We start from the raw sequence: 11,404 nt of genomic DNA on the forward strand, positions 1-11,404 counted from the left end.
GCTATGGACGATGCGCAGCCGGGTGCCACCGGCCGCGGTGCCGTCCAGGGTGAAGGTCACCACCGTGTCGAGCGGCCGTGTCTCGGCGTCCCGGCTGCGCCAGCTGTAGCGCAGCAGCCGCGGCGGCTCCGCCGCCAGCACCTCGCAATCCACCGGCTTGTCGGTCCCGGGCGCGCCGCGCAGGGTGAAGCGCTTCCCCTCCTCCGCCTTGATGTCGTTCGGCAGCAGCCAGGCGGCGAGGAGCTCCGGCTCGCTCAGGGCCCGCCACACCTTCTCCGGCGGATGGTCCAGGTCGCAATCGACCACGACGGAGTCATCGGGAGTCGGATCACTCATCATCCATGTCCTCGAGCAGGGTCTTGAGGCGGGCAACCTTCTCCGGCCAGAAGGCGCGGTAGCGGTCAATCCAGCCGGCCAGCGGCGCCAGGCCCTCCGGCGCGGCGCGATAATAGACGAAGCGGCCGTCGCGCCGCTCCGCCACCAGCCCGGCGCGGCGCAGTGCGGCGAGATGCTGCGAGATCGCCGGCTGCGACACGGCGAATCCGGCCTTCAGCTCGGTGACGCTCAGCTCGTCCTCGGCCAGACGCTCGAACACGGCGCGGCGGGTCGGGTCGGCCAGGGCCTGGAAGATCTCGGGCGCGGTCATGCCGACATATAAGCGGATACTTATTTGATTCGCAATGCCCGCCGACCCCGCGCGGCTCGACAAACCCTATCCCTGACACGGCCAATGGCAGCCGCAGCCCCCGAAGCGGGAGCGGGGCCGCGCCGTTGGCGGCGCTGCCCCTGTGCCGGTCAGGCGCGGGATCATGAGTATCTCTCCGTCAGGGTGTGGGTCGAGCGGCCGTCCGAGATCGCCCAGAGGGTCAGGAGCGCCCCGATCGCCGCCGGCAGCGTCACCGCCGGGAAGTCGCGGATCAGCACCGACGGCCCGCAGATGCCGACGGCGACCTCCCAGTAGTGGAACAGGGCATGGCCGGCCAGCCACAGGGTGGGCGCGGCCCAGAAGATGATGCGGTGCCGCGGCTGCGCGGCGCCGAACAGGTAGGACGTGCCGATGGCCAGGAAGATCAGGCCGATATCGCGGATGAAATGCTGGTTGAACGGGCCGGTATCCGTGACGCCGGGCACGGCGAAGTACCAGCCGTCCGGCGACAGCAGCATGAAGACACCGTTCGCCTCGGCCATGACGCCCATGAGCACGGCCACGCCGACGCAGATCTGCTTCAGCATCGCTGGGTCCTTTCTGGATGGGATGCCGCCCGTCACTTCTTCGGCGGCGGGGGAACGTTGGCCAGCCACCAGTCGAGGGTGGTGGTACCGAGGCGGGCGTCCGGCCCTGGCATCAGCGACGTGTCGTCCACCTTGATGCCGAAATACGGCGCCTGCGGATCGGTCATCACCCGGCGCGGGTCCTTGTCATAGGCCAGGACCTTGGCGACCGCGTCGTCGAGATGGAGCGGGACGGGCCCGCCCACCTCCCGCATGCCGTTCGCCGGCGGGGCCAGCGCCGCCTCTGCGATGGCGGCGGCGACATCCTGCGCCGCCATCGGCTGGAACAGCGTGTGCGGCAGGCGCACGACGCCGTCCACCGTGGAGAAATCCGCGATGCCGCGGATGAACTCGAAGAACTGGCAGGCGCGGACCAGGGTGTAGGGGATCGGCGACGCCTTAATCAGGCGCTCCTGCGCCAGCTTGGCGCGGAAATAGCCGCTGACCTGCAGCCGCTCAGTGCCGACCACCGACAGGGCGACGTGATGCCGGACCCCGGCCTTCACCTCCGCCGCCGTGATGTTCCGGCCGGCTGTCTGGAAGAACTCCATCGCCGCCTGGTCCGCGAAGGACGGCGAGTTGGCGAGGTCGACGACGACGTCGGCAGCGGTCAGCGCCTCGGCCAGCCCCCGGCCGGAAATGGTGTCGACGCCCGTGCCCGGGGCGGCGGCAAGGGCGTGATGGCCCTTCTGGGACAGCATGGCCACGACCTTGGATCCGATCAGGCCGGTTCCGCCGATGACGACGATCTTCATGGATTCACCTCTCGCGGTCTGGGCACCAGCTGCCGCTCCGGTCGAGGGTCCCTCCCCTTCGCCCCCGCGGCCGGCGCCTGAAACGAGAGGAAGGATCGCGGATCGCCGCCCTCCCCGGCCATTGTGCCGACCGCCAGTCCAACACATCAAAGGGTGGATCGACCTCGACCTTGGCATAGGGTCGGAGGCGCGGCGGCGGTTCTAGCCCTGGATCGCCGCCCCCCGCTGCGCCGGCAGCCACAGCCGGAAGCAGGCGCCGCCATCGGGGCTGTTCGAGGCGGCGATGCCCCCGCCATGCGCCGCCATGATCGACTGGCAGATGGCGAGGCCGAGGCCGATCCCTTCCTCCTTGGTGGTGAAGAAGCCGTCGAAGATGCGCTCGAGATTCTCCTCCGGGATGCCGGGCCCATTGTCGCGGATCACGAAGGCCACCTCGCCGTCCCGGCCGAGCCCGGTGCCGAGCTCGATGCGCCCCTCCCCGGCCTGGCCGATGGCCTGGATGCTGTTGACCAGCAGGTTGACCACCACCTGCTGCAGCTGCACCCGGTCGCCGATGACATCGGGCAGCCCGAGGCCGAGCCTGACCGACAGCTGGATCGAGCGGGTCTCGATGTTGTGGCGGATGAACAGCAGCGCCTCGTCCACCACCTGGTTCAGGTCCAGGGGCAGGCATTCCGGCGTGTGCTTCGCCGTCGCGGACCGGATGCGGTGGACGATCTCGTTCGCATGGCGGGCGCTGGCCACGATCCGCGTCGTCAGCTGGATCACCTTGGCCAGGTTCGGCTCGTCGCGCGACAGCCAGCGCAGGCTGGTCTCGGCATTGGTGAAGATCGCGGCCAGCGGCTGGTTCACCTCATGCGCGATCGAGGTGGCGAGCTCGCCGAGGGTCGAGATCCGGGCGGCGCGGGTGAAATCGGCCTGAAGCTGGCGCAGCTGCGCCTCGGTGCGCAGCCGGTCGGTGATGTCGTCGAGGCTGATGACCGTGACATCCCGCAGATCGGGCGGTGTCGGATAGGTCACCGCGAACTGGACGTCGAGCAGGCGGCCGTCGAGCCGGCGGATCTGCATCACCTCGGCATGGCTGCGGCGCCCCTCGAAATGGGCGATCATGATCCGCCGCACCGTGCCGCGGGAGACCTGGAACAGATAGCCCACCGGGCCGAGCAGATCCGCCGCCCCGGCCGCGCCGAACAGGATCGTCGTGGCGCGGTTGACCTCCGTGACGCGCACGGCCTGCAGCGCGAAGTCCATCAGCTCCGGATGGGCGTCCAGATGGGGGCCGAGATCGTGGACCCCCTCGCTCCGCAGCCGCGCGAAGACCTCCACCATCGCCCTCGCATCGACCCGCAGGAGCGGGTTGGGCATGTAGTGGATGAGATTGCGGTATCGCTCCTCGCTCGCCCGCACCGACCAGTAGGAGCGATGATCCGTCAGCGGGCCCTTCACCGTCACGATCACCGTGTCCGGGTCGCCATCCTCCGGGCGCCGCACGGTCAGCACCGGGTGGCTCAGCAGCAGGGAGGCGATGTCGCGCGCCCGCGCCGCATGCGGGGCCGGGTCCGTCGCGACCTCGGCGATCATCTCGGCCAGGGCGTCCTTGCTGTCCGGCGGCCAGAACTCCGCGATCGGCCGGCCGATCATCTCGGCGCGGCCGTCGGGCCCGCCCAGCAGGTGCTCGCTGCGCTCGTTCAGGTCCAGGACGAAGGCCCGCCCCAGCACCTCGGCCGTCCAGTGCGCCTGGCACAGCCCGCCGCCGGACAGCCGGGAGATCATAAAGGATCGGACCTCGGCGACGGCGAGCCGCCAGACGGCCATGTCGCGGCGCGTCTCGGCACGCTCGGCGTCATATCCGTCGGCGGCAAGCGTCCCGTCCATGTCAGCCCCCCTGTGAGGATGTTCCGCTTGCCGGCTCATCCGGCCCGCCGTCCTGCCCCAGGGCCGCCCTGAGGTGGTCGAACAGGACGCCGTCATCCACCGGCTTGGCCAGGTAGGCGCAGGCGCCGCCGCCCAGGGCGCGCAGCTGCACCGCCGGATCCGGGGCCGAGGTGATCATCAGCACCGGCAGGGTGCTGCCGCGGGCGCGCAGCCGGCGCTGCAGCTCGATGCCGTCGATCCCCGGCATGCGCACATCGGTGATCAGGCAGTCGAACCGGCCGGGCACGAAATCGGCCAGGAAGGCTGCGGCGCAGTCGAAGGACCGGCTGTCGAAGCCCATCACCTGCAGCAGGTCCGACAGAGCATCGCGCATGGCCTCGTCATCGTCGACGATCGCGATCATGGGAACTTTGGACACGCGGGCGGCCCTCATCGGCGCGGCTGGCCCTCCATGTCGCCCCATCCGCGATCCCTTGGGTACTATCCCGGGGGCTAGGTCGGATTTCCTTCGCGCAGGTCGGCGGGAAGCGCCTCCCACGCGCGGATCACCTCGCCCACCGAGGTGGCGTGCATCTTCCGCATCACGTTGCTGCGGTGCAGCTTGACGGTGACCTCGCTGATGCCGAGGTCGAAGGCGATCTGCTTGTTGAACCGCCCCAGGGCCACGGCGCCCAGCACCTGGCGCTCGCGCCGGGTCAGGGTCCCGTAATGGTCGACATGCCGCCGGGCGACGCGATCCCGGGCCCGCTGCGCGACGTCGCGCTCGATGCCGGTGGTAACGGCATCCAGCAGCGTCTGGTCGCGCACCGGCTTGGTCAGGAAGTCGACCGCGCCGGCCTTCATGGCCTGGACCGTCATCGGGATGTCGCCATGGCCGGTCAGGAAGACGATCGGCTTGTTCTTGCCGTGGGCAGCGAGCTGCTGCTGCAGGTCGAGCCCGCTGGCGCCAGGCAGGCGCACATCGAGGACCAGGCAGCCGGACCGGTCCGGCAGCGGCGTGTCCAGCAGCTCGCGCGCCGAGGCGAAGCCGACGGCGTCGAGCCCCACCGACAGCATCAGCTCCTGCAGCGACAGGCGGACGGCTTCGTCGTCATCGACGATCAGCACCAGGGGACGCTCGGTTGCGGCGACCGTGTTCATGGGTGACCTCACTTCGATGAAACGGGGTCGGACGGGCCGGATCTGCGGCCGCGGCCGCTCACCCGATGGTCGATCCACTCCTCCAGCGCGGCCGTGAAATCGGCCGGCGCCACGCGGAACAGGCCTTGCGCTATCTCTCCCAGCGACTGCCTGGCCAACTCCTGCCGCATGGCCTTCTCCGCCCGCAGCATCACGGCATGGATCGCACAGACCCCTCCCGTCGCCCAGGCGGGCGGGCTGCCCCCGAAGATGGCGCAGCGGCCCCGGACCTCCTGGCAATCGAAGAGCGGCTTGCGCCCTTCGATCGCATCGACGACCGCGAGGAAGCTGATGTCCTCCGGCTTCTCGGCCAGCACGTAGCCGCCGCGCACGCCCTCCGTGGCCCGGACGATCCCGCCTTTCTCCAGCTTGGCCATGATCTTGGCCAGGAAGGCCGGCGAGATGCCCTGGAGATCGGCGAGGTCGCGGGTGCTCATCGGCGTGTCGTCCTTGCCGACCAGCCAGAGCAGGCAATGCAGCCCGTATTCGACGCTTGCCGTAATGTGAGCCATAACTTGGACTTTATCAGTCCGAGTTACGAAGCGCAACGGCAAACTCGGACTGGCTATGTCCAAGTTCCGGCCGGCCGCTCAGAGCAGCGCCATGCCCCCGTCGACCCGCAGGTTGATGCCGGTGACGAAGCTGCCGGCGTCCGAGGCCAGGAACAGCGCCGCCCGCGCCAACTCGTCCGGCTGGCCCAGGCGGCCCAGCGGGATCGCCGCGGCCATCGCCGCCTCGAACCCCTCGCGCCTCTCGGGCGGGATGCCCAGCTTGTCGAGGATCGCCGTGTCGACCGGGCCCGGGCTCAGCACGTTGACGCGGATGCCCCGCCCCTTCAGCTCGATCGCCCAGCTGCGGGCGAAGGCGCCGATCGCCGCCTTGGAACCGGCATAGACCGCATGGCCGTCCAGCACCTTCTCGCTGGCCAGCGATCCCACCAGGATGATCGACCCGCCGTCGCGCAGGATCGGCACCATCCGCTGGACGCCGAAGAAGACGCCGCGCGTGTTGACGGCGAACTGCGCGTCGTATTCGGCCTCCGACACCTCGGCCGAAGGCGTGATCTGGTTGATCCCGGCATTGGCCATGTAGACGTCGAGCCGGCCGTAGCGCCGCACCACCTCGGCCGCCACGCGGTCGTGATGCGCCGGCTCGGCGACGTCGCCGTCGATGCCCAGCGCGCCGAACCCGATCTCCCGCGCCGCCTGGTCGACCACGTCGCGGCGGCGGCCGGTGATCACCACCTGCGCGCCCTCGGCGGCGAAGGCCTTCGCGGCGGCCAGGCCGATCCCGCTGTTCCCGCCGGTCACCAGCGCGACCTTGTCCCTCAGCATCTGCATCTCGTTGTCCTCGGACTGTCCGGACCTGTGAACCGGGCGGACTTTCCCCCGGCCGGCGGGCCTGCCGACACTGTGCGGAGGTCTGTTTCCCCACACCGATGGGTGGCCGATCCTGGCCCTCGGGATGGGTTGGCCGCGACGGCGGCGTCAGCCGGCCGGCTTCCGGTGGAAAACGGTGCGGATGGCGCCCAGGAAGACATGCGGGCCGCGGTCGGGCCGCGGCCCGTGGAGGCCGTTCGCCCTGGCCTTCTCGGCCCGGGCGGACAGGCCCTGGGCGAGGTCCTCGGCCAGGGCCGGGCGGTCGTGGATCAGGGGCTCGAAGGCCTCCTGGCCGATCTCGTAGACGGTCACGCGGGTCAGCGCCTCCAGCGTGCACGCCTCCCCCATCCCCGCCAGCAGCCCGGTCTCGCCGAAGAAGTCGCCGGGCGCGAGCCGCCCGGCCTCCGCCCCGCCATGGCGCATGACGACGATGCCGGCCCGCAGGATCATCAGCGAGGGCAGCGTGTCGCCCTCGCGGACGATGACCTCGCCCTTGCGATAGGCGCGCGGGGCGGTCGCCTCGGCCAGGGCCTGCTTCTCCTGATGCGTCAGCCCGGCGAAGATCGGCATCGCCTCAATCAGCGCGAGCGGCGAGACCTGCGGCGGGCTGGCCGTCTCCTCGGTCGGCAGGTCCTTGATCGCGGCGATGCCCTCCGGCGGGGGCGCCAGCAGCAGCCCGGCCGACTTGCAGTGGCGGTAGACCAGGTCGATCACCTCGTTCCGCGCCTGGGTCCGCCTGGCGGGGCTGGCGACGCGGAAGGACAGATCCATCTGCAGCGCCGATGCGTCGAGGCCGGTCAGGGCCACCGAGGGCGGCGGCTCCTTGACGATGGCATCGGCGCTCAGCAGCGCCATCTGCATGACCTCGACGACCGCCGCCGGCATCCGGGTCGGGGCCAGGCGCAGCGACAGCGACACCAGATGCGATTCGTCGGGCCGGCTGACATTGGTCAGGCCCAGCCTGGCCAGGAAGCTGTTCGGCAGCACGACCAGGTTGCTCGACCCGGTCAGCAGATGGGTGGCGCGCCACGTGCTCTCGACCACCCGCCCCTCGGTGCCGTCGCTGAGGACGATCCAGTCGCCGATGGCGAAGGGCCGGCCGAGGGTCATGGCGATGCCGGAGAACACGTCGCTCAGCGTGCTCTGCAAGGCCAGGCCGAGGATGATGGCGATGACGCCCGAGGTGGCGACCAGCGTGCCGATCGGGATGCCGAAGACGAAGGCCAGGATCGACAGGCCGACGCCGAGATAGACGCCGCCGACGACCAGGTCCTGCAGCAGCCGCGCCTCGCGCGGGCGTCCCTCGAGCACCAGGGTGATGCGGACGAAGCCGATGGTGGCCCAGGCCAGGTGCACCCACCACAGCAGCCTGGCGGCGACGACCAGCAGGGTGCCGTCCTCCGCCGTCCGGCTGCTCTCGACCATCGAGGGGGAGAGGCTGTCGCGGAGGAGCAGCGCGGTCATCGCCAGGAAGAACGCGATCTGCACCAGCAGGCGGGTGTTCGAGCGCCGCGCCGGGATCAGGCCCCAGGCGAGGATTCCGGCAAGCCCGACCAGGATCACATGCGTGAAGGGGGACGCCAGGAGCGCCGGGACGGACATCTGATCCATGGTGCCGAAGATCCTGTATCGGCCCGGGCGGCGACGGCAGGCGGGAAATCCGGGCCGTTCGGCCGTTCGGCCGGCGCCACGCGCGAGCTTCGCGGACAGTCTATCGCGGGCCCGCGGCCGCGGCGATGCGCCGGAGGGCGAGGATGGCCGATACCCCGGCACAGCTTGACCGCGACCGGCGGCAGGCCCGGGCCGGCCCGCGGGTGCCGGACTCGCGCCACACTTGTCACTCCCCGCTGGGCGCGGGCCGGCCCCACCCTAAGTCAAGACCAGCACCGAGCGATGAGCCGCGGCTGGAATCGCGCTTCGGTCCCCGGGGCGCGGCAACTCGCCAATCAGGAGGTCGCAGATCATGACGACGTCAGCCGAGACCAAGCCTTCCGTCCCGAACACGCCGCCGGTCGTGTCGCCGGAGGCGTGGGAGGCCGCCCGCCAGCAGCTGCTGGTGAAGGAGAAGGCCCACACCCGCGCCCGGGACGCCCTGGCCGCCGAGCGCCGGCGCATGCCGTGGATGGAGGTGAGCACCGACTATGTGTTCGAGGGGCCGGCGGGCAAGCTCGGCCTGCTCGACCTGTTCCAGGGGCGGCGCCAGCTGATCGTCTACCGTGCCTTCTACGAGCCGGGCGTCCATGGCTGGCCCGACCATGCCTGCCGCGGCTGCTCGATGGTGGCCGACCAGGTCGCCCATCTGGCCCATCTGAACGCGCGCGACACTACCCTGGTCTTCGCCTCGCGGGCGCCGCAGGCGGAGATCGCGCGGCTGAAGGCGCGGATGGGCTGGACCATGCCCTGGGTCACCATCACCGACGGCTTCGACGCCGATTTCGGCGTCGGCGAGTGGCACGGCACCAACGTGTTCTTCCACGACGGCGGCCGCGTGTTCCGCACCTACTTCGTCAGCAGCCGCGGCGACGAGCAGATGGGCGGCACCTGGAACTATCTCGACATCACCCCGCTGGGCCGGCAGGAGGTGTGGGAGGATTCGCCCGAGGGCTATCCGCAAACCCCGACCTACAAATGGTGGAACTGGCACGACAGCTATGTCGACGGCGCCGCGCCCGACAAGCGATGGGTCGAGGTGTCGGATGCCGGCGAGGCCGCCTTCCGCAACAGGAACGCGGGCTCGCCGTCATAGGCCGGGCGCGCACCCGGCCGACATGAGGCCCACCGCCGGGGGCGGTCGCGATGATCCGCGACCGCCCCCGGCTTGTCCGGATACCATTTCAGCAGGTGCCGCAATTTCGAGCAACCGATTGCCACAAGAATAACTTTTGCACTTTGTGGAGAAAACACTTGGAATTTTATGTCCTGACCCATTTTATTAAAACAAAATTGGATGCATTTTTTTGAGAAGAAATTCTTTTGACTCTCCAAAATCCAAGACGCTAAATAAAGACGGATAAAACGAATCCTATCAAATAATATTCGCCTGCCAGAGCGCAAGTCGGCCTCGACTGCTTCTGACCATTGCGGCCATCGTGCCCGATCCAGCGCCGTTCCGGACAAGAACACGGACCGACCCGCGCTTTGCTGAGCGCAGGACGGCATCCGGCGGCCGGATGGTGCCCTGAAGGAGAGGTTCCATCATGTCCACCGGCCTCCGGCCCCTGACGATCTTCGACACCAGCCTGCGCGACGGCGAGCAGGCGCCCGGCAACGCCATGACGCTGCCGCAGAAGCTGCACATCGCCCGGGAGCTGGAGGCGCTGGGCGTGAACACGATCGAGGCCGGCTTCCCGGCGGCCTCCGACAACGACCTCGCCGCCGTGCGTGCCATCGCCGAGGCGGTGCGGGACAGCCGGATCTGCGCCTTCGCCCGCGCCAGCCGCACCGACATCGAGGCCGCCGCCAGGGCCGTGGAGCCGGCGCGCGCGTCGCAGATCGAGATCCTGGGCGTCGCCTCGGAGATCCATCTGCGCCACAAGCGCCAGATCAGCCGGCAGCAGGCGCTGGAGGAGATCGAGGGCGCGGTCGAGCTGGCGCGGCGGATCGGCTTCGACGACATCTGCGTCGCGCCGGAGGACGCCACCCGCGCCGACCCGGCCTTCCTGGGCGCGATGTGCGAAGCCGCCGCCCGCGCCGGCGCCACCATGATCCTGATCCCCGACACGGTCGGCTGCCTGCTGCCCGGCCGGGTGGCGGCCCTGGTCGAGACGGTGCGGGCCAGCGTGCCGGCTTCGGTCAAGGTGGCGATGCACGCCCATGACGACCTCGGCCTCGCGGTCGCCAACACGCTCGCCGCCATCGAGGCCGGGATCGACGAGATCCAGGTCACGCTGTGCGGCATCGGCGAGCGCGCCGGCAACTGCGCGCTGGAGGAGGTGGTCGCGGCCCTGGCCGCCCATCCCGCGCATTTCGGCCGGTCGACCACCATCGATGTCCGCCGGGTCTATGCCGCCTGCCGGCTGCTGATCGAGACGCTGCAACTGCCGATGGCGCGCGGCAAGGCGGTGATCGGCGAGAACGCCTTCGCCACCGCCGCCGGCATCCACCAGGCCGCGATCATCCGCAACCCGCAGACCTACGAGTTCCTGGAGCCGGACATGTTCGGCGCCGAGCGGCGGATGGTGATCAGCCGCCATTCCGGCCGGCACGCGCTGAAGGCGAAGATCGAGGCCTTCGGCCTGGCGCCGACGCCCGGCCTGATCGAATCCCTCTATCGCGAGCTGACGGCGTCGGCCGAGCCGGTGTGCAGCGACAGCACCCTGCGCAGCCTGGTCCTGCGCAACGCGGCGGAGGCGGCGGCGCCGGTCTGAACCGCCCCCTCCCATCCCTGATCTTCGATTGAGCGAAAGACGAGGCGTTCGCATGGACGTGCATCTTGCCGAGACCGTCACCGGCTACCAGGCGCTGGTGGCGACGCTGGAATCCTGGGGCATCGCGCTCTGCGCCGGCGTCACCGGCGGCGGCACGATCCGCTTCCTGGAGCACCTGCCCCCGCTGTGCCCGGGCGAGGATGCGACCGCCGGCGAGCCTGGCGGGATCAAGTTCCTGACGCTCGGCGAATACGCCGCCGGCTTCGTCCCGCTCGGCAGCTACCTGGCCACCGGCCGCATCGCCGCCGGCATCGCCACCACCGGCGCCGCGACCAAGCTGCTGGGCTGCGGCCTGAGCGACGCCAAGCTGCACGACATCCCGGCGGTCTACATCGTCGCGGCCTCGCCGGCCGAGACCGAGGGGCTGAGCCCGCTGCAGGACACCAGCCCGCTGGGCAGCAACATGCTGGCCCAGCTGCGGGCGGAGCTGCCGGACGGCGTCTTCGTGCTGGACCACGCCGCGACCCTGCGGCAACGGCTGCGCCAGGCCGAGGGCCGGCTGCGGCGCTGCCAGCCG

General features: G+C 70.2%; 13 protein-coding genes. 3 read left to right on the forward strand and 10 right to left on the reverse strand.

The genetic code is table 11. The features are described from left to right. The 10 genes from P409_RS14195 to P409_RS14240 all read right to left on the reverse strand — a co-directional run. The coding region (locus P409_RS14195; protein ID WP_202964664.1) for an SRPBCC family protein at positions 1–336 on the reverse strand (336 nt) is incomplete at its 3' end. Then, positions 329–646 carry an ArsR/SmtB family transcription factor gene (locus P409_RS14200; protein WP_034837645.1) on the reverse strand — a complete coding sequence of 106 codons (318 nt, stop codon included), beginning with the start codon at positions 644–646 and terminating at the stop codon, positions 329–331. The genes P409_RS14200 and P409_RS14195, both read right to left, overlap by 8 nt. Positions 647–807: 161 nt before the next feature. After that, positions 808–1,233, reverse strand: a complete 426-nt coding sequence (locus P409_RS14205; protein ID WP_034837648.1) for a hypothetical protein — start codon at positions 1,231–1,233, stop codon at positions 808–810. A 32-nt stretch (positions 1,234–1,265) separates the two neighbouring features. Beyond that, positions 1,266–2,027: an SDR family oxidoreductase gene (locus P409_RS14210; protein WP_034837651.1), complete on the reverse strand. Its 762-nt coding sequence runs from the start codon at positions 2,025–2,027 to the stop codon at positions 1,266–1,268. A gap of 201 nt (positions 2,028–2,228) precedes the next feature. After that, positions 2,229–3,902, reverse strand: a complete 1,674-nt coding sequence (locus tag P409_RS14215; RefSeq protein WP_052120610.1) for a PAS domain-containing sensor histidine kinase — start codon at positions 3,900–3,902, stop codon at positions 2,229–2,231. Between the two features lies 1 nt (position 3,903). Continuing rightward, positions 3,904–4,320 (reverse strand): response regulator transcription factor, encoded by a 417-nt coding sequence (locus tag P409_RS14220; RefSeq protein WP_238578689.1) that lies wholly within the window; start codon positions 4,318–4,320, stop codon positions 3,904–3,906. A 74-nt stretch (positions 4,321–4,394) separates the two neighbouring features. Next, positions 4,395–5,042, reverse strand: coding sequence for a response regulator transcription factor (locus P409_RS14225; RefSeq protein ID WP_034837658.1), 648 nt, complete (start codon positions 5,040–5,042; stop codon positions 4,395–4,397). Positions 5,043–5,050: 8 nt separating this feature from the next. Then, positions 5,051–5,593 (reverse strand): RrF2 family transcriptional regulator, encoded by a 543-nt coding sequence (locus P409_RS14230; protein ID WP_034837661.1) that lies wholly within the window; start codon positions 5,591–5,593, stop codon positions 5,051–5,053. 78 nt (positions 5,594–5,671) lie between these two features. Then, positions 5,672–6,421 (reverse strand): SDR family NAD(P)-dependent oxidoreductase, encoded by a 750-nt coding sequence (locus P409_RS14235; RefSeq protein ID WP_034837664.1) that lies wholly within the window; start codon positions 6,419–6,421, stop codon positions 5,672–5,674. Positions 6,422–6,568: 147 nt separating this feature from the next. Continuing rightward, complete coding sequence (locus P409_RS14240; protein ID WP_202964665.1) at positions 6,569–8,071, reverse strand: cyclic nucleotide-binding domain-containing protein; 1,503 nt, start codon at positions 8,069–8,071, stop codon at positions 6,569–6,571. Between the two features lie 352 nt (positions 8,072–8,423). On the opposite strand from P409_RS14240, the gene P409_RS14245 reads away from it, so the two are divergent. From P409_RS14245 to P409_RS14255, 3 genes are all read left to right on the forward strand, one after another. Then, positions 8,424–9,206 carry a DUF899 domain-containing protein gene (locus P409_RS14245; protein WP_034837667.1) on the forward strand — a complete coding sequence of 261 codons (783 nt, stop codon included), beginning with the start codon at positions 8,424–8,426 and terminating at the stop codon, positions 9,204–9,206. Between the two features lie 451 nt (positions 9,207–9,657). Further along, entirely contained in the window at positions 9,658–10,827 is a 1,170-nt protein-coding gene (locus tag P409_RS14250; protein ID WP_034837670.1) for a LeuA family protein, read from the forward strand. A 52-nt stretch (positions 10,828–10,879) separates the two neighbouring features. Continuing rightward, positions 10,880–11,404: thiamine pyrophosphate-binding protein (locus tag P409_RS14255; protein WP_034837674.1), on the forward strand; the 525-nt coding region annotated here is incomplete at its 3' end.

The organism is Inquilinus limosus MP06 (genome assembly GCF_000767795.1).
In the GTDB taxonomy this organism is placed as follows: Bacteria; Pseudomonadota; Alphaproteobacteria; order DSM-16000; family Inquilinaceae; genus Inquilinus; species Inquilinus limosus_E.

Coding starts and splice junctions, on each gene's coding strand:
- P409_RS14240 (WP_202964665.1), bottom strand. CDS start 8,071: ATGGATCAGATGTCCGTCCCGGCGCTCCTGGCGTCCCCCTTCACGCAT.
- P409_RS14200 (WP_034837645.1), bottom strand. CDS start 646: ATGACCGCGCCCGAGATCTTCCAGGCCCTGGCCGACCCGACCCGCCGC.
- P409_RS14245 (WP_034837667.1), top strand. CDS start 8,424: ATGACGACGTCAGCCGAGACCAAGCCTTCCGTCCCGAACACGCCGCCG.
- P409_RS14250 (WP_034837670.1), top strand. CDS start 9,658: ATGTCCACCGGCCTCCGGCCCCTGACGATCTTCGACACCAGCCTGCGC.
- P409_RS14225 (WP_034837658.1), bottom strand. CDS start 5,042: ATGAACACGGTCGCCGCAACCGAGCGTCCCCTGGTGCTGATCGTCGAT.
- P409_RS14215 (WP_052120610.1), bottom strand. CDS start 3,902: ATGGACGGGACGCTTGCCGCCGACGGATATGACGCCGAGCGTGCCGAG.
- P409_RS14210 (WP_034837651.1), bottom strand. CDS start 2,027: ATGAAGATCGTCGTCATCGGCGGAACCGGCCTGATCGGATCCAAGGTC.
- P409_RS14235 (WP_034837664.1), bottom strand. CDS start 6,421: ATGCAGATGCTGAGGGACAAGGTCGCGCTGGTGACCGGCGGGAACAGC.
- P409_RS14205 (WP_034837648.1), bottom strand. CDS start 1,233: ATGCTGAAGCAGATCTGCGTCGGCGTGGCCGTGCTCATGGGCGTCATG.
- P409_RS14230 (WP_034837661.1), bottom strand. CDS start 5,593: ATGGCTCACATTACGGCAAGCGTCGAATACGGGCTGCATTGCCTGCTC.